Source organism: Sporosarcina soli (assembly GCF_042655805.1).
GTDB lineage: Bacteria > Bacillota > Bacilli > Bacillales_A > Planococcaceae > Sporosarcina > Sporosarcina soli.
The window spans coordinates 145720-168317 of the sequence record NZ_JBHSNO010000001.1 but is presented as its reverse complement, the minus strand read 5'-3'; the positions used below and the strand labels follow the sequence as shown (position 1 = coordinate 168317).

19 protein-coding genes are annotated in these 22598 nt (G+C 41.5%); 7 read left to right on the top strand and 12 right to left on the bottom strand.

Annotated features, from left to right (window positions below; translation table 11 throughout):
• Positions 1 to 80 precede the first annotated feature (80 nt).
• From pdxR to ACFPRA_RS00705, 3 genes are all read left to right on the top strand, one after another.
• Positions 81 to 1457 carry a MocR-like pyridoxine biosynthesis transcription factor PdxR gene (gene pdxR / locus ACFPRA_RS00715; protein ID WP_381429431.1) on the top strand — a complete coding sequence of 459 codons (1377 nt, stop codon included), beginning with the start codon at positions 81 to 83 and terminating at the stop codon, positions 1455 to 1457.
• A 303-nt stretch (positions 1458 to 1760) separates the two neighbouring features.
• Positions 1761 to 2087 carry a hypothetical protein gene (locus tag ACFPRA_RS00710; protein WP_381429430.1) on the top strand — a complete coding sequence of 109 codons (327 nt, stop codon included), beginning with the start codon at positions 1761 to 1763 and terminating at the stop codon, positions 2085 to 2087.
• A gap of 22 nt (positions 2088 to 2109) precedes the next feature.
• On the top strand, positions 2110 to 2247 hold the full coding sequence (locus ACFPRA_RS00705; RefSeq protein WP_381429428.1) for a hypothetical protein: 138 nt from the start codon (positions 2110 to 2112) through the stop codon (positions 2245 to 2247).
• A 141-nt stretch (positions 2248 to 2388) separates the two neighbouring features.
• On the opposite strand, the gene parC is transcribed toward ACFPRA_RS00705, so the two are convergent.
• Both parC and parE read right to left on the bottom strand, forming a co-directional pair.
• Positions 2389 to 4818, bottom strand: a complete 2430-nt coding sequence (parC, locus tag ACFPRA_RS00700) for a DNA topoisomerase IV subunit A (protein ID WP_381429426.1) — start codon at positions 4816 to 4818, stop codon at positions 2389 to 2391.
• Entirely contained in the window at positions 4815 to 6788 is a 1974-nt protein-coding gene (gene parE, locus ACFPRA_RS00695) for a DNA topoisomerase IV subunit B (RefSeq protein WP_381429424.1), read from the bottom strand. Before parE ends, parC begins: the two co-directional genes overlap by 4 nt.
• A gap of 303 nt (positions 6789 to 7091) precedes the next feature.
• On the opposite strand from parE, the gene plsY reads away from it, so the two are divergent.
• Together plsY and ACFPRA_RS00685 are read left to right on the top strand one after the other, a co-directional pair.
• Positions 7092 to 7694, top strand: coding sequence for a glycerol-3-phosphate 1-O-acyltransferase PlsY (gene plsY / locus ACFPRA_RS00690; RefSeq protein ID WP_381429422.1), 603 nt, complete (start codon positions 7092 to 7094; stop codon positions 7692 to 7694).
• A gap of 38 nt (positions 7695 to 7732) precedes the next feature.
• A complete protein-coding gene (locus ACFPRA_RS00685) occupies positions 7733 to 8026 on the top strand; it encodes a HesB/YadR/YfhF family protein (protein ID WP_381430528.1) in 294 nt (97 codons plus the stop codon).
• 57 nt (positions 8027 to 8083) lie between these two features.
• Here the strand turns inward: ACFPRA_RS00685 and fabG are convergent, their stop codons facing one another.
• Entirely contained in the window at positions 8084 to 8824 is a 741-nt protein-coding gene (fabG, locus tag ACFPRA_RS00680) for a 3-oxoacyl-ACP reductase FabG (protein ID WP_381429420.1), read from the bottom strand.
• Positions 8825 to 9229: 405 nt separating this feature from the next.
• Here fabG and ACFPRA_RS00675 point away from each other — a divergent pair, with 405 nt between their 5' ends.
• Positions 9230 to 10576, top strand: coding sequence for a C40 family peptidase (locus ACFPRA_RS00675; RefSeq protein ID WP_381429418.1), 1347 nt, complete (start codon positions 9230 to 9232; stop codon positions 10574 to 10576).
• A 52-nt stretch (positions 10577 to 10628) separates the two neighbouring features.
• On the opposite strand, the gene ACFPRA_RS00670 is transcribed toward ACFPRA_RS00675, so the two are convergent.
• The 4 genes from ACFPRA_RS00670 to ACFPRA_RS00655 all read right to left on the bottom strand — a co-directional run bounded on the left by ACFPRA_RS00670 (position 10629) and on the right by ACFPRA_RS00655 (position 15525).
• Complete coding sequence (locus ACFPRA_RS00670) at positions 10629 to 12017, bottom strand: Mur ligase family protein (protein ID WP_381429416.1); 1389 nt, start codon at positions 12015 to 12017, stop codon at positions 10629 to 10631.
• A gap of 71 nt (positions 12018 to 12088) precedes the next feature.
• Positions 12089 to 13402 carry a YheC/YheD family protein gene (locus ACFPRA_RS00665; protein ID WP_381429414.1) on the bottom strand — a complete coding sequence of 438 codons (1314 nt, stop codon included), beginning with the start codon at positions 13400 to 13402 and terminating at the stop codon, positions 12089 to 12091.
• Positions 13403 to 13483: 81 nt separating this feature from the next.
• Positions 13484 to 13921, bottom strand: a complete 438-nt coding sequence (locus ACFPRA_RS00660; protein WP_381429412.1) for a hypothetical protein — start codon at positions 13919 to 13921, stop codon at positions 13484 to 13486.
• A 155-nt stretch (positions 13922 to 14076) separates the two neighbouring features.
• Entirely contained in the window at positions 14077 to 15525 is a 1449-nt protein-coding gene (locus ACFPRA_RS00655; RefSeq protein WP_381429410.1) for a Mur ligase family protein, read from the bottom strand.
• Positions 15526 to 15683: 158 nt separating this feature from the next.
• On the opposite strand from ACFPRA_RS00655, the gene ACFPRA_RS00650 reads away from it, so the two are divergent.
• Complete coding sequence (locus ACFPRA_RS00650) at positions 15684 to 16913, top strand: ATP-grasp domain-containing protein (RefSeq protein WP_381429407.1); 1230 nt, start codon at positions 15684 to 15686, stop codon at positions 16911 to 16913.
• 442 nt (positions 16914 to 17355) lie between these two features.
• Here ACFPRA_RS00650 and ACFPRA_RS00645 read toward each other — a convergent pair whose 3' ends face one another.
• The 5 genes from ACFPRA_RS00645 to ACFPRA_RS00625 form a co-directional block, all read right to left on the bottom strand.
• Positions 17356 to 19521 carry a YheC/YheD family protein gene (locus tag ACFPRA_RS00645; RefSeq protein ID WP_381429405.1) on the bottom strand — a complete coding sequence of 722 codons (2166 nt, stop codon included), beginning with the start codon at positions 19519 to 19521 and terminating at the stop codon, positions 17356 to 17358.
• A 128-nt stretch (positions 19522 to 19649) separates the two neighbouring features.
• Complete coding sequence (locus ACFPRA_RS00640; protein ID WP_381429403.1) at positions 19650 to 20057, bottom strand: CotY/CotZ family spore coat protein; 408 nt, start codon at positions 20055 to 20057, stop codon at positions 19650 to 19652.
• A gap of 409 nt (positions 20058 to 20466) precedes the next feature.
• A complete protein-coding gene (locus ACFPRA_RS00635) occupies positions 20467 to 21684 on the bottom strand; it encodes an ATP-grasp domain-containing protein (protein WP_381429401.1) in 1218 nt (405 codons plus the stop codon).
• Positions 21685 to 21853: 169 nt separating this feature from the next.
• Positions 21854 to 22165, bottom strand: coding sequence for a hypothetical protein (locus ACFPRA_RS00630; RefSeq protein ID WP_381429399.1), 312 nt, complete (start codon positions 22163 to 22165; stop codon positions 21854 to 21856).
• Between the two features lies 1 nt (position 22166).
• Positions 22167 to 22592, bottom strand: a complete 426-nt coding sequence (locus ACFPRA_RS00625) for an acyl-CoA thioesterase (protein WP_381429397.1) — start codon at positions 22590 to 22592, stop codon at positions 22167 to 22169.
• Positions 22593 to 22598: the final 6 nt, after the last annotated feature.

The following is a 22598-nucleotide window of genomic DNA, read 5'->3' as shown; positions in this document are numbered from 1 at the left end:
ATTCGTCATAATCGTACTATACTTATTGACATACAAAAAGATACAGTTTGTATCAAATAGATATGTCAGAGGGAGATATGATGAAAAATTTCATTTTTGCGTTGGAAGATCATTCTGCAAAATACAAACAGATCTATGAACGATTTAAAACGTTGATTGAGCACGGTGACCTATCTGCCAATAGACAATTACCTTCAATACGCCAGCTGGCAGACTCCTTGCAAGTCAGCCGCAATACGACATTGATGGCTTATGATCAGCTTATTGCAGAAGGCTATATTCGGGGAGAAGCAAGAAAAGGCTACTTTGTTAATGAAATAGAACCTTATTTATTTCAGGAGGAAGTCATTGCGATTCCTAGTAAGCAAACAGAGACAGCAACAATTGTTGTTGATTTTAAAGCAGGGGCTGTAGATCAAACAAGCTTCCCTTTAAAAGCATGGAGAAGGATTTCGAATTCAGTACTGACCTTACAGAAGAGTTTTCAATATGGGGATCCTTTTGGTGAAATAACTTTGTGTAAACAAATCGCTGCCTATTTACTCCAATCCCGCGGAGTAAAAGCAGATCCAAATGCCATTATCATTGGTAGCAGCACCCAGCAAATGTTGATTCATCTTGGACAAATTTTAAAAGAGGATTTCTCGAGTCTGATCGTAGAGGACCCAGGGTATGACGGAGCAAAAGAGGCATTTCTATTCCATCGTTTTACCCTTGAAACTTTACCAGTCGATGAAACTGGTGCAGATTTTTCGCAATTGGAAAATAGGACGTCACGCTTAATTTATGTGACGCCCTCCCATCAAAGCCCAATAGGCGTAAGCATGTCCATTCAACAAAGGCATAAGCTCATCCAGTGGGCTACCAAGAGAAATGGCTATATTATCGAAGATGACTATGATAGTGAATTTCGCTATACCCAACAGCCATTTCCAGCACTTACTTCCATTGATGCCAAAAGGGTGATTTACCTAGGGAATTTCTCCAAGTCCTTTCTGCCGGGAATTCGTCTAAGTTATATGGTGCTACCAAAGCTTCTTTTAAACCGCTATAGAAATCAGTTCCAGTGTTTTGAGAGTACCACTTCCCTTCTTAGCCAGCTAACGATGGCGAAGTTTATGGAAGAGGGAGAGTGGTACAGGCATATTAAACGGATGCGTCTTGTTTATAAGCGAAAAATGCAGTGTATCGTTGCAGAGTTGAGCAAACAATTCCAGCAACATATTTCCATTATTGGAGAACAGTCTGGTTTGTATGTATTAGTGAAGATACATCAAAAACGTTCGGAAGACTGGTACATTGAGCGTGCTGCCTCTTATGGCGTTAAAGTATACCCGACTTCCATCTACTTCATTCATAACCATTCTGATGAACCAATTATCAAACTTGGTTTTAGTAATCTTAGTTGTGAAGAAATAAATGAAGGTGTGAAACTTTTAAAACAAGCTTGGTTTTGAACTTCTCCTCCTTGAGAATTATTTAAAATAGGTGTCTTCTGTCAGGAAGTGATAAAAAAGAAATCAAATTCTAAGGTGAAAAATCCATAACAACAAGTTTATGTTAATAAAATCTCGCAACAGAAAAAATAATTTAAATTTCCTTGATACTCTCCCTACGTCACCTTTTATGATTATATTTAAGAAAAATTGGAAAGGTGACAAAAATGAATAAACCATCCAAAAAGGAAGTTTTTTCGGTACAATTAATGCTTGGAATTTCACTATTTCTCGGTGTAATCCCTCCCCTTATTTTGTATTTAGTTGCAAGAAAGAAAAATTTATTATAGTAAAATCAAAGATTCTATTCACAATTTCAGAAGTGAAGAAAGAGTTAATTTAGATAAAGAGTACTTTTCATTCTTTATGAATTTAAAAAGACTTGTAGCGAACGAAACAAATCCTGAATCTGATGAAGCCTTAAAATTTATCAAGCCGTTGGTAGCACTCACTAACCAAACGTTATCGAAAATAGACACAGCTGAAATAAAGTCAACGAATCTAAATGATGAACCCAACTTACTCAATCCTTTTACGGAAGAAGAAAAAAACTTTCTAAAAAACGCTTTTGCTTATCTGTCAACGAAATAAATGGATTAGGAAGGAGTGATTAATGCTGAAGCAAATTCAATTAAATTATCCTGAATTTAACGGTGTAATGAAAAATTTGCAGCTTAAAATCGTCAATTCCGGGATGGTTGTAACACCAGATTTGATTAAGAAAGCTTTAGTAAATAGCGAAATACAATGAGGATTCGCTTGAACAGTTATTTTTAAATGCTTTATTTTCCATATGTTGAGTGCTGACGAACTTCCTAAATGGAAAGTTCGTTTTTTTCTTTACAGCAACAAAAAAAGTCATGGGTGGTTTTCCCATGACTTTTCAAGGTATTTATTCGATTTCAGCTTTCGGATCTTTGTACATATGCGTGACGATGCCGTCTTTTTTCTCATCAACTGTCGCGCTGCCGTTGGAATAACGGTCGACCAATCTTAGCGATCCGGCAACGATCGGAATCTTCTGGTCCTGATCCGTTGCTAGGACGATGATATCGTCATTTTTCACGATTTTTGCACCAATGATTCGGTAAGGGTTCGTTTTCAATTCTTTTAGGACCACTACACCACGCTGAGCTCTCGATGCCGTTTCCAACTCTTTCAAGCTCAACCGTTTTACGTTCCCGCGCTGGGTGCCGATCAAGATCGATCCGCTGTCATCCGGAACGATTTCCATAGCGACGACTTGGTCCCCTTCTTTCAAATTGAGACCGCGCACGCCTGCTGTGCGGATTCCAGTTACAGACAGTTCAGAAAGCGGGAAGCGAAGTGCGTAGGCTTGATGCGTAAACAGGATAACTTCCTCTTCCCCTTGGACGAGCCTTGCATCGATCATCGAATCCCCTTTTTTAATCCCCATCGCTTTGAAGGTCCTTGAATAGCGTTGTACCCGATAATCCGCTAGTTTCGACATCTTAATAGAGCCGTTTGCGGAAGCGGTGACGATAGAAGCATCTTCATCGAAATTTTCAAGTCCAATGGCAGCGATAATCGATTCATTTTGTTCCAATGGGATAATGCTCGAAATATGTTGTCCCAAGTCTCGCCATCGTATATCCGGCAGTTCATGGACTGGCTGATAGATATAATTTCCGGCGGAGGTGAACAGCAACAGATGATGCTGGGTATTCATCGGGGCTTCCAACAGGCTGTAGTCCGATTCCTTCATTTCCTGTCCGGTGCCATTTGACGCGCCGTAAGAACGGACACTCGTCCGTTTGACATAACCGTCTTTCGTAACAGATACGATGACCTCCTCGCTCGGCACAAGGATATCAAGATCCACTTTAATTTCTTCGATTTTTGCTTCAATGACCGATCGGCGAGGTTCGGCGAATTGTCTTCGAATGCCGGTCAACTCTTTTTTGATGACAGCCGATAGCTTTTTATCACTTTTCAATATCGCATCCAACTGTTCAATCAATTTACGAAGCTCTGCATCTTCTTGCTGAAGCTCTGTAATATCCGTGTTCGTCAGTCTATATAATTGGAGCGATACAATGGCTTCAGCTTGTACTTCAGAAAAACCGAATTTCGCAATCAAATTATTTTTAGCATCGCGTTTGTCTTTCGATGCCCGGATCGTTTTGATCACTTCATCCAAGATCGACAATGCCTTCATAAGGCCTTCTACGATATGCAGACGGTCTTTTGCCTTTTGGATATCGTATTGTGACCTGCGCGTGACAACCTCCTTCTGATGGTCTATATAGGCGTCCAGAAGCATCGGGAGCGACATCAGTTTCGGTCTGCGCTCTGAAATAGCGATCATATTAAAACTATACGTCACTTGCAGGTCTGTATTTTTCAGCAAGTATTGGAGGATTCCGTTGCCATCGATGTCTTTCTTCAGCTCAATGACAACGCGGAGACCAGTCCGATCTGATTCATCCCGGACATCCGCAATGCCATCCAATTTGCGATCTAAGCGCAGCTCATCGATTTTCTTTACCATATTCGCTTTATTGACGTCATATGGAATTTCTGTAACGACAATTTGTGATTTGCCGCCTTTTAATGGCTCAATTGCCGTTTTTGCACGAATGACAAATCGGCCTTTACCTGTTTTATAAGCCGTTTTAATGCCGTCTGTCCCTTGAATGATCCCGCCTGTCGGAAAATCAGGTCCTTGGATAACTGTCATCAGTTCATCTACGGAAACATCTGGATTGTCCATCCGCATCAGAACGGCATCCAACACCTCGTGCAATGCATGTGGAGGGATATCTGTTGCATACCCGGCGGAAATACCTGTAGATCCGTTGACAAGCAAGTTTGGAAAACGGGATGGCAAGACAGTCGGTTCAGGCTCCGTATCATCAAAGTTCGGAACGAAATCGACTGTGTTTTTCCCGATATCCCGCAGCATTTCACCTGAAATCGCGGATAATCTTGCTTCCGTGTAACGCATGGCCGCTGCCGGATCACCATCTATCGAACCGTTGTTACCGTGCATTTCGATCATCATATGCCGGAGCTTCCAGTCTTGACTCATCCGTACCATCGCCTCATAGACGGAACTATCGCCATGCGGATGGTAGTTCCCGATGACGTTCCCGACTGTTTTTGCGGATTTCCGGAACGCTTTTTCATGGGTGTTGCCTTCATGGTACATCGCATATAAAATACGCCGCTGAACCGGTTTCAACCCATCACGCGCATCCGGCAATGCCCTGTCTTGAATGATGTACTTACTGTATCGCCCAAATCGGTCTCCGATGACTTCCTCTAAGGGCAGGTCTTGATAACGTTCCGTTATTGTCATTCAAAATCCCCCTCGACGTGCAAAAATTCATTGTCTAAAATATTTTGTTCTTCAAGCATGCCAAAATCGACGTTCTCTTCTATCCAGCGTCGTCTCGGTTCCACTTTGTCGCCCATCAATGTCGTCACACGACGCTCAGATGTAGCGCTATCTTCGATGGTCACACGGATCAATGTACGGGTTTCAGGATTCATCGTTGTATCCCATAACTGATCGGCATTCATCTCCCCTAGCCCTTTGTAGCGTTGGAGCATATACCCCTTCCCGATTTTTTTCATCGCGGCATCAAGATCGGCCTCCGTCCAGGCATACTCGACTTTTTCGTTTTTCCCTGCCCCTTTGAACACTTTATAGAGTGGTGGCAACGCAATATACACTTTCCCGGCTTCAATCAACGGTTTCATATAGCGATAGAAAAACGTCAATAACAGCACTTGGATATGGGCACCGTCCGTATCCGCATCCGTCATGATGATGACTTTATCGTAGGCGATATCTTCGATTTGGAAATCCGATCCTACGCCGCCTCCGATTGCATGGATGATTGTGTTGATCTCCTCATTTTTCATAATATCTTCCAGTTTCGCTTTTTCGGTGTTAATGACCTTCCCGCGTAAAGGCAGGATCGCCTGAAATGTCCGATCACGGCCTTGTTTCGCAGATCCGCCGGCGGAGTCTCCTTCGACGAGATAGAGTTCATTTTTAGCCGCATTCCGCGATTGGGCAGGTGACAATTTACCGGACAGAAGTGTATCCGATCGTTTTCTCTTTTTTCCGGAACGTGCATCTTCTCTTGCCTTTCGTGCCGCCTCCCGCGCTTGTTGCGCCCGGATGGCCTTCCGGACAAGTGATGCACTGAGCTCCGCATTTTCTTCAAGGAAATAAAGCAGTTTCTGTGAAACGATCGCATCAGTTACGCTACGGGCTTCACTTGTCCCAAGTTTGCCTTTCGTCTGTCCTTCGAATTGTAAGATTTCCTCCGGGATACGGACTGAAACGATTGCCGAAATCCCTTCTCGAATATCCGCTCCATCTAAGTTTTTATCTTTGTCTTTCAATAAGCCCGTTTTCCTTGCATATTCGTTGAACACGCGTGTCATCGCTGTTTTGGCACCTGTTTCATGTGTTCCACCATCTTTTGTCCGGACGTTATTGACAAAAGACAAAATGGTTTCCGAATAGCCGTCACTGAATTGGAAAGCAAACTCAACTTCGATGTTATCCGATTCCCCATCCAAATAAGCAACTGGATGCAACACATCCTTTTCTTCATTCAGATAGGTGATGAAGGCTTCGATGCCTGTTTCGTAGTGGAAAACATCGTGTTTGTCGGTACCTTCTTCCTTCAGGTCAATTTTCAAACCTTTCAACAAGAACGCCGATTCGCGTAAGCGTTCACTCAGCGTATCGTATTGGTATTTGATCGTCGAGAAGATGGACGGATCCGGCTTGAAATGAATCAGAGTCCCTCTTTCCCGTGTCGTTCCGACTTGTTCAAGTGTAGTAACCGGCTTTCCACCTTTCTCAAAGCGTTGACGGAATTTTTGACCGTCCCGGAATATAGTCACTTCGAGCCATTCAGACAAGGCGTTGACGACAGACGCACCGACTCCGTGCAGTCCACCGCTTGTCTTATAGCCTCCCTGGCCAAACTTCCCCCCAGCGTGGAGCACAGTTAAAATAACTTCGACTGTTGGTTTCCCGGTTTGGTGTATTCCGGTAGGCATTCCCCGCCCATAGTCGCGCACGCTGACACTCCCGTCTTTGTGAAGCGTCACATCCACTTCCGAGCCGAACCCCGCCAATGCTTCATCCACCGCATTGTCTACAATTTCGTAAACGAGGTGGTGAAGTCCCCGGGAATCCGTAGATCCGATATACATACCCGGCCGTTTTCTGACAGCATCAAGACCTTCCAGAATATGTATCGAATCGTCATTGTACGTATAGGTTTCTTTTTGTTTCGTCAAGTTACAACCCCCATCAAACAAATGTTCTGCACTCTATATATATTATCGTATCGCTTCCGATAAACCTTGTCAAATCAACGTTTACAGTAGCTTGCTCAATTAATTGTATAGAAGAAAGCGGTTGAATGCAACGAAGATAGGAAAAACTTAGCTTTATAAACGGAATGTCTCAGGTCAAAATCTTCCAACACGCTGAATAGTCTTTTTCGATAAAATGGCGTTATTAACGTTCGAATCCCATTGTCGTGATTGGGTGGTTCTGCTAAACTGATTAAAGACATCTGCAACTAAAAGGGGTATGAAATGGAACTTATCTTATTGTTACTGTTCGCCTATTTACTAGGTTCGATTCCCTCCGCGCTTTGGATCGGGAAACTATTTTACAAAACGGATATAAGAGAACATGGTAGCGGGAACCTCGGGGGGACAAATACATTCCGTGTCCTTGGAAAAAAAGCAGGGCTTACGGTAACGACCCTTGACATTTTGAAAGGAACTGCCGCAGTTCTTTTGCTGGCATTGCCTTATTTCGCATCTGTGAACGTCCATCCGCTCATTCCAGGGGTCCTCGCAGTCGTCGGTCATATGTTTCCGATATTTGCACGATTCAAAGGCGGTAAAGCCGTCGCTACGTCTGGCGGGGTCGTTCTAGCCTATCATTGGCCTGTCTTCATCGTCGTTCTTATCACTTTTTTCATCGCATTGAAACTAACGAAAATGGTCTCTTTAAGTTCGATGATCGTATCCGTCGTCGGATTTTTGTATAGCATTTATCATTACATCCGAACCGGGGATCCTTATTTGATGATCATGATCGGTTTGTTCGGCCTATTCATCTTCTATCGCCACCGTGCCAATATCGGACGGATCAAAGCAGGAACCGAGCCAAAAGTGAAGTGGTTATAATACAATGGGGATAGCAACAGAAAGGCTGGTGTCACATGATGAAAATCGTCTTATCTGAAGAAGCGCTCAATTGGTTCAAGGAAGAAATGGATGTTGAATCAGGAGATGGCGTTAATTTCTATGCCAGATACGGGGGAAGCAGTCCTTTGCATGATGGCTTTTCGCTAGGCGTCAAAATGGACAAACCCGAGGAGATTGCGGTCCAAACAGAACACGACGGTATTCTGTTCTACATCGAAAGTAGAGATGCATGGTTTTTTGACGGACATGACTTACATGTCCAAGTAGATCTTCAACTCAACGAGCCGACCTATGCATATGAAAAAATGTGAGTAAAGACAAAGTCTATTTTTGACTTTGTCTTTACTCTTTTTTGGCTGTTCGCTGCGTTACATCATGATGCCGCCATCGACATGCAAGACGTGGCCATGCACATAATCCGATTCCTCACTTGCAAGAAACAAATATACATTTGCGATATCGCGCGGTTGCCCAAGTCGTTGTAAAGAAGTTGAATTCTTCATTTGATCGAGCACTTTTTCAGGCATCTTATCGACCATTGCGGTAGCAGTGAAGCCTGGCGCAACCGCATTGACATGAATGCCTTTCCGTCCGAATTCCTTCGCCCATGTCTTGGTCATGCCGACAATCGCCGCTTTTGCTGCCGCGTAATTGGTTTGCCCAAAGTTACCGTATATGCCGCTCACTGAAGATGTATTAATGATCTTGCCGTATCCATTTGCGAGCATATGAGGGACAACCGCTTGTGTACAGTTGAAAACACCTGTCAAGTTCACGTCAAGTACACGTTGGAAATCAAGTGGATCCATTTTGACCAAAGTTGCATCTTTTGTAATGCCTGCATTATTGATCAAAATATCAATTCTCCCGTAGCGTTCTAACGTTTGATCGACCAATTGCTTTACACTATTCCGCTCTGCGACATCAACTTGGATAAATGTCGCTTTTAATCCTTTCCTGGCGAAATCAGCTTCGCTTTGTTTTCCTGCCAATTCGTCGAAATCCGCCATGACGACGTTTGCCCCTTCTTCCGCAAATCGTTGACATGCTGCAAGACCTATTCCATTTGCTCCGCCTGTTATGATTGCTGTTTTTCCTGTCAATCGCATGTAATCAGCTCCTGTTTCAAGAAATTTGCAAAACGAGAACGGAGATCGTCATATTTTTTAGCTTGTTCCGTCCCCTTTTTCACTCCGTTAACACATTCAACCTGTTACCTTCTTTCATTCCTACTAAACCTCCTCTCCATTTGTTCGATCAAACCTTTCTTATTCCCCTCTTTATCTAAGGTACAGTTATCACCTGCTTTTTATGATGAGATAATAATTTAGATGAGTCTTTTTTTGATTGTTACACGTTGTAATCTAATTGTAAAAATCCTTGGATAACCCAATGGTGGCAAGGCTTAAGGAGCTACCACCATTTAATCTGGAAACAATTCCCTCCAAGTGCCGAACTCTTTCTATGTTACGATCAATTGCGAGTTCTACTAGAAAGTTTTCAGGAGGCAACGTATGAAAAAACAATTAGTTACTGCTACTTTAATCGCGTGCGTCAGCCTAAGTACATTAGGAACACCTCTCCCGCACCAAACAAATGTACTAGCGGCTACGACAACGATCCAAAACAACCAATCGGCTGTTGAAGCAAAGGCGGATCAATTAATCCAAACTGCAAAGAGTTTGATTGGGAAAGCTACTTATAGTAATACCGAGTATAAGCCCACTTATCCTTATAAATTTTCATGTGCGAGTTTCCTTATGTACATTTTCGAAAAAAATGGCGTAGATCTAGCGACATATAATGAAGATTATATGATGCAACAAGGAACGTACGTAGCGAGAAATCAATTACAAAAAGGGGATCTACTTTTCTTCTCTAGTAAAGGAACTAAGATTCCGGATCATGTAGCTATGTATATCGGTGATAATAAAGTGATTCAAATGGCAGATCCGACACAAAAAATTGTGATTACCGATTTAGACAGCAAACCTTATTATAAAGACAGTTATATTACGGCTCGACGCGTTCTACCAAGCTTACTTCCTTCAAATCCGGCGACAACAGAGGATAACATTGTGAGTCTTTCCTATGATTTGAAAGATAAAGTAACAATGGGCACTGTGAACGATGAAAAATCTAAGAAGTTTACAGCCGGAGGATTTGTGAACTATGTTTACAAACAAAATGGCGTAACGGTTGGTACTACCAATCTACAAGAACAAATGAAATTGGGAACGACAGTCTCCCGAGCAAATTTGAAAAAAGGTGACTTGGTTTTCTTTAGCAATGCGATTGGATCAAAAACACCAGGTTTAGTTGCGATTTACGCAGGGGACCACCGGATCATTATCCCAAATTCAAACGGCATTCTCACACGAGTTCTTTTCGTTGATTATTATGATCAGCGCTATATCACAGCCAAACGCGTTGTAAATGAAAAGAATGCATCGATTGCCGTATCACCTACTGTCAATGTTTCTTCGGCTAATCAACTCGTCAACTTCGCATCAACACTAATAGGAAAAGCAAAATTCGGTTATGTATATGAAGAGAAATCATTAACCTTTACGCCCGCTGGTTTTACATACTATGTTTATAAACAGCAAGGGATTGACCTGAAAAGCAAAATCGCAAGCCAACAAGGGCAAATCGGAAAAGCCGTTCAAAAAACCAACCTTCAAAAGGGCGATCTTCTGCTCTTTTCAACAGATCAGAAAAGGACCAATATTACGCAAACGGGAATTTACATCGGAGGCAATCAATTTATTTCTCTTTCCAATTCCGGGCCTGTCCTGAAGGAAAGTCTAAACTCTGATTGGGCTCAGAAAAACTATGTTTCCGCACGACGCGTACTTTAAGCTCATAAAGAAGCATTCATCACAACTGTGGTCGAATGCTTCTTTTTCTTTTTCACTTATTGACTTTTAAACTACTCGCAAACTCAATCATGGAACGACTTGACATCGGCCCCTTGATCAGTAGAATGGCATCGCTATCCAGGACTGGTTCTAACATTTCTTTAAGTCCCTTGACTTCTTGCACCATATGGATAGTAGCTTTGCTTCCGTCTTGAATCGCTTGTCTTGCGATTTCTTCCGCCTTGCTTCCGATTGTAATTAAAGTATGAATGTTTCTTTTGGCAACGAGACTGCCAATTTCTCGATGATATTTTTTTTCGAAATTCCCCAGTCGATTGATATCGCCTAATACAAGAATGACATTTTTGCCTTTTCCAATGGTGTCTAGAACTTTTAATGCCGCTTCAATGGATGTCGGATTATTTGTCCATGTATCATCGATAATTGTACTTCCACCGAATCCATCAGAGAACTCCAAATGTCTAGTCATATTTTCATAAGTGGCTAGACGGGCAAGCGCCTCCTTTATGTCCATCCCCATCTCATTTACTGCCGCTAAAGCGGCAAGGGCGTTGTAAACTTGGTGCTCCCCGTATCCAGGTATATAAGCTCTATAGATTCTTTTGTTATAATGCAGATGAAAAGCCATTCCCTGATTAACGAATCGGATATTGGAAGCCCTAAAATCTGACCGCATGCCGACGCCAAAATAAATGATTTTCCCTTTGAATGATTGGATAGGGACCTTTCTCGTATTTTCGTCATCCGCATTTAAGATTAGTGTGCCGTCTTCCTTCAGTCCATCCACTATTTCTGCTTTTGCGCGAATATATCCTTCGAGGTTTTTACATCCATCTAAATGATGAACACCGATATTGGTGATGATGCCAATCGTTGGCTGGTAAATCATACACTGATGCGCAATATTCCCTGAATTCCCCAGTCCGTGCTCAAAAACCGCAGCATCTGTTTTCTCATCGATTCCCATCAAATAAGGGAAAGATTTTCTTGGCTCATTTTGGCTGCTAACAGAAGCTTGGACCGTGCGATCTTTACTCAAGATATGTTTGATCATATCTTTCGTTGTTGTTTTACCGCATGTGCCCGTTATCGTTACAACAGGTATTGTAAATAGACTACGATAATAGTTGATGAATTTCCAATAAGATTGGACAAGACTTGCCACTTTGATGACCGTCGTATTTGGTAATGCATTTTTCAACTCAGATACCGGCATATCTGAAATGACAAGAGAAGGACCTTTCTGATTAATTTCATGCCAGTTAACAGCATCGCTTCTATTAACAAATAAAAGTGTATGTCGCTTCGTCAGGTCATGGCGTTTATAATAGATTGCATCCTTTACATGCCATTGTTCAGAACCGCTAATTAAATCCCCTTCAAGCAATTTCCGAACATCTTTCACTTGTAATGGTTTCAATTCGATTCCTCCTCTCCTCTTAACATTTTATGAAAAGTATGTTTTGACTGTATGGGTACTAAATCATAATTTTAGGAGGCATTGAAGAAACCGCGTTCAATGTTTTTGATAGTCGTATACATCTTTTTATCCTCCAGCTTATAAAACATAGAGAGATCAGGGACGCTATTGCCTTCGATGATCCCTATTCCACCCCGTTTAGTGATGCCAATATCAAAACCGATGATCTTGATCCCAGTTTTGTTTTCTTCAAGCTGTCCAGCAGCGGCAATACAAATCTCATCTATCTTCGCTTCCAGTGATTCAGTCGGTTTTGACAGCATGTTTGAATTCTGAATGGCATCCTCCAGTGATGCCAACCCCTGTGCCGCATTGGTAACGATGAAGCCCTCAGCGGCGATTTTAACAATCTTCCCGGTTGTTTTCCAAGCCGAGTCAACCTTTTGCACAATCACCCGACAATCGAAGGGACAGCCGTTAATCCTTGCTAATGGTAATCTTCGTTGGATAATATAATCCTCTTCAGATAGGTAATGTTCTTCGATAAAATGATATGTTTCCTCAAAGGTCGCTTTCGTCATTTTTTGGATTCCTGAATGAATTTCATACGAATGGTCATGATTTACGGAAACTTGCACGATGCCTAAGCCGCCCTGACCATTACAGGGCTTAATGATTATTCCATGATATTTGGCAAGTAAATCATGTAAAGTAGTCATCGTATATAAATCTGTATGTGGCGTAAAAGGCTTAAGTGAACGTTCCATCATAAGCGTAAGATACTGGTTCCATTTACTTCTAGGTAAGTGCAACATGGTATCATGAATCCAGATTCCTATTTTCATGTCGTACACAATTTCAACTACAACCGTATGACAGGTCGGAAAGCATTCTCCGAGTTTTTTGGCAACTAACATGGATAAGTTCCCTATTTCATGACGGAAGTATTTATAGATCCCCCTTCCATTTGTAGTGTTCATTTTCTCGGTATAAGAATGTAAACTCCACACATGTGAAGCCGATTTCCGATGCACGGTAACAAGATATCGACAATTGCCTTGGGCGTACCGGCGACTCATCTTTAATGGCTTGATCACATAATATTTCTGCTTGATTTCATGACGTACCAGATGTTGATAAACCGCTTCCTTTTCTGAACATATCACTATTTTCGATTTGGATACGATCTTAAACTGGTTATTTACAGCGGACACACATACCTCGCCAGGACCAAATGCAGGCAGTATGACAAACGTATTGTATTTTTCGATAAAATCGTAAAAAGATGCTTTGGAGAATAGTTCCGTCTCTACGAGATGCTTCGATATGCTTTCGACAGAATTTAATAGATGAAATTGGCTCAATCGGCCGCTACTGGCCTTCATAATTCAACTCCCCCTTTAACTTTTTAGATGACTGTGTAAAAAATAGGCACTTCATAAACGAAGCAATTGAACATCATGCGATCATAATGTCTGACAACCTATTGCAGTGATGGAGCCTTGTGGGACAAATACGGCACCATTTTGGTCAAAGAAACCTATTATGACAAAGCTTCTCACACTATCGTGTCCTGGAAAAACGTGATCTTTAAAGACCGCTGTAAAGGGATATTGTTTTCCATTCACGATGCCAGTTCCTCGAACAGTAACCGAACAACCCAACTTCTCCTTCTGGCAGACAACAGAAGTAATGGCATTTGCAGTAAATAGAAAGTCATTTTTAGATGGACATTCGTTATCCACAAACTTCAAGGAAAGCGTCGATTTTCCAAGTGTAGTGATACAAACGTCAGCCAAATACGTAAGATCACCTGTAATCGTTCCGCATTTGCCCTTCAATTCAACATGATTCCTTTTCGAGAACGCATTGACAGAGACGCCACAAGGACAAAGGATTCCCATGCATTTCCCTCCTTTCTTTCAGATACTTTACGATATGAACGGCATTCAGGATGCGGCTCGGTGTTTGTCCGAGGGAAAGGAACTTTTATCCATACATGAAGTAACAAAATGCCTCCTGAAAACACTCGAGTCTAAACGCCAGTGTTTTCAGGAGGCTATTCCTTCTTCCGTAATTTAACAGCCAATTCGATAATGGGTTTACTGTACATATCTCCTTTAATCAGGATGATTGTATTTTCATCGGTAATCCGTTTTAAGAGATCAAAAACAAGGGTACTATTGTTAAATGTATAGACAGGTGCATTCAAGCCGCAGTACACTGCTTGATCCGCCATTATGCGCGCATGTTCTCCAATGGTAATGAGGACATCTACACCAATCTGATAGATCAGTTCCCCTGCTTGTTCATGGATAATATATCCCCAAGATCCCAAATCCGTTATCGTTCCTAAAATAGCTATTTTATTTTTTCCTTGTCCAACTTCATTTAATACTTTTAACGCTGCTTCCAAAGAAGTCGTTGTGATACTCCATGTATCGTCAAGAATGGTCGAGCCGTTAATGCCATCAAACAGTTGAAGATGCTTATTTAAATTTCGGAACGTTTTCAACTGATGTGCGATCTCATGGAAATCAATGCCCATTTCATGAGCAGCTGCAAGCGCGGCAAGCGCATTATAAACTTGATGCTCCCCAATTCCCGGCACGAACATAGGATACTCATTGTGCTCATACTGGACAGTAAATCGCATGCCGTTTGGACAGTATTGGATATCGCGGGCTTTAAAGTCACAAGAAGAATGGATACCTACTTTGATGATTCGACCATTATACTGATTCAGATTAAGCTTTTCACTATTTCGATCATCAGCATTTACGATTAACACACCTTTCTGTTCAAGGGCTTCGCACATTTCACCTTTCGCCTGAATGTATCCTTCCAAAGTTTTACAATAATTCAAATGGTGTGCACCGATGTTCGTAATAATTCCAATGGTCGGTTTGAAATATTTCCCCGCATTGCGCACATCGCCAGGGGCACCGACTGCCGTCTCAAAAACAGCTGCTTCTGTGTCTTCATCAATGCTGAGGAGGTAATGTAAATGAGCGGTTCGTGAATTATTACTGCTGTTTGTACAAGCGACACTTTTACCTACGGAAAGAATATGGCAAAGCATTTCCTTTGTAGTCGTTTTTCCAGAAGTCCCTGTAATCGCTACTACCGGAATTTGAAACAGGTTACGATAATCATTTACAAAGCGCCAATACGCTTCTTCCGTATCTTTTACTTTAATGACGGTCAAATTTTCTAATTTCTCATTTGGGCTATACGATTGATGTGTGACAAGGACGATTGGAAAAAATTCTTTTAACCTCTCCCATTTCACAATCTTCTGCTTCGAAAAAAGAACGGTGTTTGGCTTTTTCACTTGTTTAAGACGATAAGCTCCATGATAAACAATCATATCATCGGATCCTTGAATCAAATCACCGGCAATTGTAGTTCTAATATGTTTAACAGAGAGGGGCTTCATGTTGTTAAGTTCACTCCTTTCACGTATAGCATTATATGTAAATCCATTCATCTTGCTTGTACGGATCACTTAGATCGCTCCATTGTTTATGCAATATCCGATTTTCTTATCGAACAACTCTCCTAATTTTCCTGCTTTCATGATACATAACCCATGCCAAAAACGGTTTTATTCCATAAACATATAAAGAGTTGCTTTCACGGAGGTTCCTAAAGGGGGTGTACCGTTTGAATACGATTGTCTTTGTAGGCACAAATAAATCCGGATCCAGTCGAGAAGCGATTCAAGCCGCAGAACGAATGGGGTACTTTACGGTTTTATTCACCAAAAACGAAAAACAATTGCGTCAAAGAAACGAATACTTGGATGTACATGAGATGATTTTTGTGGATACGGACAATATTTCTGAAATGAAAAATGAAGTGAATAGACTCAAGTCAAAAGGAAAGGATATCCAAACCATTGTCAGTTTTATCGACTCAAATGTCTATCAGGCTTCCATACTTTGTGATGTGTTTTGTCCAAACCGTCTCTCCTCTAGAGGGATCGAAATCATGGAAAATAAAGAGCAAACGAGAAACCTTTTGCATGATCAACCTTATACCCCAAAATTTCTCGTGATCCAACCAGGTGAGATGGACTCTTTGGAAACACTAAATGCACAGCTGCACTTTCCCATCATGGTGAAATCCCCTAAATCGACAGGCTCCAAAGACGTGTTGCTTGCAAAGGGAAATGAACAATTGAAAAAACAGATTGCAAGCTTACAGGAAAAGAACCCGGATGAATCCATCATTCTAGAAGAATATATTGAAGGTGATCAATATTTAGTCGAGGCCCTCGTCTATAATAACAAGGTGCAGATTGCTGGTATTTGTAAACAAGAAATCACACAAGGCAAACGGTTTATTATTACGGGCTATGGGGTCTATGCGGATGTTCCAAGTAACTTGAAAACGGGAATTGAAAATGTCTTACATTCCATCATCTCGCAATTCGGCATGATAAACGGTGCTTTGCATCTTGAGTTAAGGCTTTCAAAAAATGGTTGGAAACTCATTGAAATCAACCCGAGAATATCCGGGGGTGCGATGAATAAAATGATTCAAGCTGCATTTGGTTTTAATTTAGTAGAAGAGACTCTTAAACTTTACTTAGGGGAGAGTCCCTCTCTCAAACCAAAATGCAAGAATTACGTCTTTACCCAGTATCTCGTTGTTTCAAAAAAAGGGGTATTGGAAAAAGTAACCGGGAAGAAAAGGGCTAAAAATTCCCCTGGAGTGGTTGACGTTTATGTGAAGCCTAAAAAAGGCACCAAATTGATTCCTCCGCTGTCCATGGGGCATCGCTATGCCTATGTCATTGCGGTCGGGGCAAGTATGGAAGAAGCGAAACAGCTTGCACAAAATGCTGCAAACGAAATTCGGTTTCATCTGATCGAGGAAACAAAAGAATAAATGGCTTTCTAGAATAGTTATAAGGTTCTTACTATCAATCACGCCTCGGCGTGTTTGCGTCCAGATTTTGAATTGCACTTGCGCAATTCACTCCTTTCAAAATCTGTGACATCCGCCGGAGGCTTGGGCCAACAGGATGTTGGTCACTCAGGCGTTGCCAATCGAACAGCGTAGGGTTCGATTGGCCGTATTTCTGCGTTTTCTGCAAAAATTAAGGCACTTTCAGGACGTGGCGACCTTAGCCTGAGTTCCTCTAATCAGCAAATCTTTTTGTACTGAAAGCGAAGCGTCAGCTACAGGGTGTTTGGACTCCCTCTGTTTGAAATGCATTCTGGCATTCATTCCGCCACTTATAGAAGTGAGGGACTTCTGCTGAATCAAGTTAAAACCCGGATCATTGCGCACTAGTTGTTAGTGGCCATGATCCGGGTTTTTTGATTGGTTATTTAAACGTTTGATCGATAAATTTTACGGTTTCAAACATATTCGTTTTACTCGCTCCTTTGACCAGAATGGTATCATCTTTTTCAATTATCTCCGCCAACAAATCATGTAATTTGTCTTTATTGGTGAAATGATAAACGTTTTCAGGAGGAAATCCCTTTGCTTTTGCCTGTGCGCCGATATCATCTGTTCGAAAACCATAGGTGATTAAAATATCAATTTCCTGCTGGTAAACATATTCACCGACTTTCCGATATTCCTCCTCCCGTAAATCTCCTAACTCCCTCATTTGTCCGATAATCGCGATTTTACGGTGTTTTCCTACATTGGAAAGAACATCGATTGCCGCCCTTACCCCTTCTGGATGGGAGTGTACAGTATCATCCAGAAGGGTGATATTGTCACGGCAATTATAGATTGTCAATCGTCTCGGCGGTTTTCTAAAGAGCAATCCCAGTTTAATATCTAATGGCGCTACGCCTAAATAATCAGCGACAGCAATTGCATTGAGTGCATTATAAACGTGATGCTCCCCCAAAATCGGTATGAAGAACATCATTTCCTTGCCTTGAAGTTCCATCTTGAAGTTCATACCATTATCTCCAAAGTGAACATCATAGGCCCTATAGTCTGCGTCCGAATTTACGCCAATCGTAATGATCCTCCCTTTGAATTTTTGCGTCTCTAAATACGTTGAATTTGCATCATCTTTGTTGACCACTAAAATACCTTCCTGGTCCATTCCATGAATCAATTCAGACTTTGCATGTGCAACTTTTTTAACATCTCCACCAAAATTTCCTACATGTGCCTTCCCGATATTCGTCACGATGCTAATATTCGGCTGGATGATGCTACAATGTTCTGTAATCACACCTGGGTATGCCATGCCATACTCCAATACAACTGCCTCATGGGATGCTTGGATTTCTGCAGCATGCTTTTTCGTATGATCGGTCGTATTCCAATAATCCTTCGACTCGAATACATTCCATTTCTTTGCTAAGATCGAGGCTAGGAATGCTTTCGTTGTCGTTTTACCAGCACTTCCTGTAATCGCGATAACAGGTCTTTCCTTCTGTCCCCCAAGGCTTTGTTCTTTGATTTCTTTTATTTTTTCTACAATGGCTTTTTGATTCTTTGCCAAATACATCGCATATTGAATGGTATTGATAACTACATCCAATTCTAAATAGAATGCAGGAGGACAACCCGGACGCCAATTCACTTCATAGATCCAGATTTTATGATTCTCGTCTAATCCGATATCCACACCGATTTCATCAATGACCTCTCCGAATTGAATCATTTGAAGCTCATCTAAATGATTCGCAAGCGCTAAAGAAAAATATTCCAAAGTCCGCCTGATATTGAAAGCTTCCTCTTTAAATTCTTGCTGTAAAAATGGGTCCAAATAATTGGTGAATCCCCCATTGTTAATATTTGCAATGATTGATCCTGGAGGTGCAATACGCGGATAGATGGTGGTAATCACCCATTTGCCTTCTCCATTTTTTTGAACATGAAGCCTGAAATCAAATACTTGCCCTGATTTCGTGACGGATTGAATATAAGGCTGCATAATATGCGTTCCTTTTGAAATCTTTGACTTTATGAAATCATATAGCTGTTCTCTTGTATAATGGGTACTCGTATTGTCTTTCCGTACTAGAAAAGCGTCTTCTTTTTTTGTAATTAAAAATATTCCTTGCCCTTTTCTTCCATCAATCGGTTTTAATACTGCCTTTTCAAACGCAGCCATAAATTTAAAGAAATGATCCGTGTCTTTTACAATCTCTGTCGGAATTAAATAGTTGGCAAACTCGTTCGCTTCTTTCAAACGCTCATTCACATTCCACTTATTCCCGATCGAATGCGTGGTAAAGGGGATTTCATTTTTCAACTTTTGAATAATTTCTTTGGATTTAGCTAATTTCTCCGGACTCCCCGCATTATATATCACGTCTGGGAAGGGCATGATTCGCGCCATCCATTTACCATTTTCATAAACTTGTCCTCTAATTGTCCGATTGACAAAATTCACTTCCCCGGGGGAGAAGTAGAAAAACCGTGCGCCCTCTGCTTTAGCCACCACCGCATATGCATAAGACTTTATAACGGTGGTGGGATCTTTTCGATGATGTAGCATTCCTATCAAAATCATTGAATAATCTCCTTTTGTCTTTTCTACAATCCTTCTCTAGTACATTCCATGAACAATGCTTTTGATACGGATAAACGTTTATAACTGGAAAGGGAATTATAAAAAAGCAAGAGGAAGATGATCATCCATTAACATTTTGGTTCAATAATAGGAAGTGGACGGTTTACGAACTCTACAGGAAGGGGGCTAATGGCACAAAAGCATTTTAAGTTAATGATGATACAGCAATCCGTCTTGCGAAGCGCAAATAAATCATCACAGGAGTCAGTAGGATACCCTTCCATATCAACGGCTTCAAGTAACGATAAAACGGCACAGCATATTTCCTCATCCAACTTCTCTAATCGAAAAAAAGGTGTCCTCATGCATTTACCGAAAGCCTTAAATGGATCATTTTGATGCGCAGTAAAAAGCATAAAAGGAATGGTATCCACCTTTTTTGACAAACAAATAAATTGAAATTCCGTCTCCGCTAACATACATTGTTCCTTCAGCAATGTTTTCATTGATTGACAAATACAACTTTGTTTACTCACTTCGACTTGTCCCCCTTCCCACTTGAGTAGCTATCACTCGTATATCCTATAACTTTAGTGTATGCCGGTGGAGAGATTTTGGAGAGGATTTATCTTCATTCAGCAAAAGACTTCGACCTCTCTTGGTGGCGGTTTTGTTTCCTGTTCAGTGGGTGTTCAAACGCCTTCTGAACGAAGATAAAGCCTCCGGCGGATGTCACAGATTTGGAAAGGAGGTAATTCTCCAAAAGCGTAGGGCGCCTGCCTAGGAGCGACAGGCATAAGGCGAAGATGCAGCGTGGCGCCTTTTGCCACAGAGCAACTTTGACTTATGTCCCGAGCTCCTGGCGCCCGAAGACTAGACGTGAGCTTTGCTCAATTCAAAATCTGGACACAATTACGCCGAGGCGTAATTGATAAAGATTAATTCCTACAATGGTTCTAAGTAGAATTTGATGTGACTGGCGGCTTTCACTGCGTTTATCTTTGCTTCTTCTGGAGTATCTCCAGAAGCGATTACATAACCGTAACGATGCCCCATTGATAGCGCAGGCATCAGTATCGTTCCTTTTCGGGGCTTGATATAGACCTCTTTTACGCCAGGTTGAGCAGTAGCCTTCTGTTCACCTATCACTTTTAAAAGGTAGCCGCAAGATCCAATGGTTATGTAATGGGTGTAAATGGATTTCTCATATTTTCTTGTCAAATTGGGTTCAATACCAAGATAAAGTTTAATGGTTTCTTCAACGAGATGAATGCAAAATGCTTCTTCTATCATTCGATTCATCGCTCCACCCGCTATTCTAGGGTTCATCTCAATGAGCTTCCATTCCCCATTTACATATCTGCATTCAAGATGGCAAGCAGCATTCGTGATGTTAAGATCCTTTATGATCGACTCAACTGCCTGAACAAGTTTCTGATACAATTCACCTTCCACATCTAGCTCGACGGCATAACCGGTTACAATGAACTTGATGGTTTGTGTGATGTCTTGTTGAACAATCGCCACAATCGTACTCTTTTCGTTGTGTACAAGTACCTCGACTAAATATTGAGGTCCGTCTAAGTATTCCTCCAGTATTATTTTTTGGTCAGGATCTTGCTTCATCATTTTCTTTATAATCTTTTTCATCTCCACTTTATTTTCAACGACATAGACGTCCTTGGAGGCTTTAGAAAGGGCAGATTTGACGATGATTGGATACTTGTAATCTTTATAAATCAGCTGTTCCATATCGACTGTAGGCTCGATTATGTCAAAAGTAGGGGTCGCCTTATTTTGCTTTAATTCTTTTCTTGTTGCCGCTTTATCCTCCATTATTTTCAGAGCTTCAACAGAAATTTCAGCACCACAATATTCATTTGCAAGTTGTGCGGCAAGCGATACAAATGGATCGACGAAACTGATGATTGTCTTGATAATATCCCTTTGCTTTTGAAGTTGACTAATCGAGATTCGAATTCGTTCTTCTGTCAAGTCTTCCAAATGAATCATTTGCGCAACCTCTGCGAATTCATCCTGTTGCTCGATAAAACTCATTCGTTCCGTTAACAATACTGTACGATATCCTAATCGGGCAGCAGCTCTTAGTGCTTCCCTGCTTGAACCTGATTTGGTTGTTTCAATAAATAAGATGGTTTCCATATATCATTTCACCTTTCCAATCGACTCCCTTCATTCTTATGCTGTGGGCGTTTATGGGGTTTAGGCTTAAACAATTCGATAAATAGCAATTACGCCGAGGCCTTATCTTTGTTCAGCGGATGTTTGGACACCCGCTGAACAAAGATAAAAAAGCATAAGGCTCAATGCCCTACGCTTTTGTTCTTAGGCCGAATCGTTCCAATTGGTCGATGAAGCCTTCGTTTTCCAGAATCCTTCGTTCATCGTTTCCAAATAAGTCGAAATGAGGATAATCATTCCGCATGTCGATCCATTCTGGTTTTAATCCGTATTGTTTTCCCCATTCAACAAGCTTGTCGATATTCGCGCAACCCGCTTTTGTCACCGTTTTGCTTCCAGGAAAACGTTCATCAAGCCAGTAATGAGTCAAAAAAGCGATTTCGCCATCACTGACCGCTTTTTTCCACGATTTCAATTCCGCCCGTTGTATGCCAAACGCCATATCAGTCTTTCACCTTTCGAATCTCCCTGTACTTGGCATCCCATGCCGGATCGACTTTCTGTAAGGAGACTGGTCGGAAGTTTTCTCTCTTGACGAGGACATGTTCCGAAGTGGCTGTCGCCGCAACTTTTCCATCTTCATGAAGAATTTCATAACCGTATGTCGTACGCAGTCTATCATGTGATTCGATCCATGTCCGGACTGTCGCCTTTTGTCCGTATCTCATCGCAGCCTTATATTGAATCGATAAATCCGTTACGGGAGACAAGTAGCCGCTCGCTTCCAAACCGGCATATGTAAAACCGAGATCTTCAATTAGTTTGGTCCGTCCGATTTCCATCCATACTAAATAATTTGCATGATACACGACTCCCATCTGATCGGTTTCCGCATATCTGATTTCAATTTCTTTTTCGCTAATATGCACATTTCT

What these genes read in the sequence shown, in the direction of transcription:
- pdxR (WP_381429431.1), top strand. Translation starts at nt 81, where the DNA reads ATGAAAAATTTCATTTTTGCGTTGGAAGATCATTCTGCAAAATACAAA.
- ACFPRA_RS00705 (WP_381429428.1), top strand. Translation starts at nt 2,110, where the DNA reads ATGCTGAAGCAAATTCAATTAAATTATCCTGAATTTAACGGTGTAATG.
- parC (WP_381429426.1), bottom strand. Translation starts at nt 4,818, where the DNA reads ATGACAATAACGGAACGTTATCAAGACCTGCCCTTAGAGGAAGTCATC.
- plsY (WP_381429422.1), top strand. Translation starts at nt 7,092, where the DNA reads ATGGAACTTATCTTATTGTTACTGTTCGCCTATTTACTAGGTTCGATT.
- ACFPRA_RS00685 (WP_381430528.1), top strand. Translation starts at nt 7,733, where the DNA reads ATGAAAATCGTCTTATCTGAAGAAGCGCTCAATTGGTTCAAGGAAGAA.
- fabG (WP_381429420.1), bottom strand. Translation starts at nt 8,824, where the DNA reads ATGCGATTGACAGGAAAAACAGCAATCATAACAGGCGGAGCAAATGGA.
- ACFPRA_RS00675 (WP_381429418.1), top strand. Translation starts at nt 9,230, where the DNA reads ATGAAAAAACAATTAGTTACTGCTACTTTAATCGCGTGCGTCAGCCTA.
- ACFPRA_RS00665 (WP_381429414.1), bottom strand. Translation starts at nt 13,402, where the DNA reads ATGAAGGCCAGTAGCGGCCGATTGAGCCAATTTCATCTATTAAATTCT.
- ACFPRA_RS00660 (WP_381429412.1), bottom strand. Translation starts at nt 13,921, where the DNA reads ATGGGAATCCTTTGTCCTTGTGGCGTCTCTGTCAATGCGTTCTCGAAA.
- ACFPRA_RS00645 (WP_381429405.1), bottom strand. Translation starts at nt 19,521, where the DNA reads ATGATTTTGATAGGAATGCTACATCATCGAAAAGATCCCACCACCGTT.
- ACFPRA_RS00635 (WP_381429401.1), bottom strand. Translation starts at nt 21,684, where the DNA reads ATGGAAACCATCTTATTTATTGAAACAACCAAATCAGGTTCAAGCAGG.
- ACFPRA_RS00630 (WP_381429399.1), bottom strand. Translation starts at nt 22,165, where the DNA reads ATGGCGTTTGGCATACAACGGGCGGAATTGAAATCGTGGAAAAAAGCG.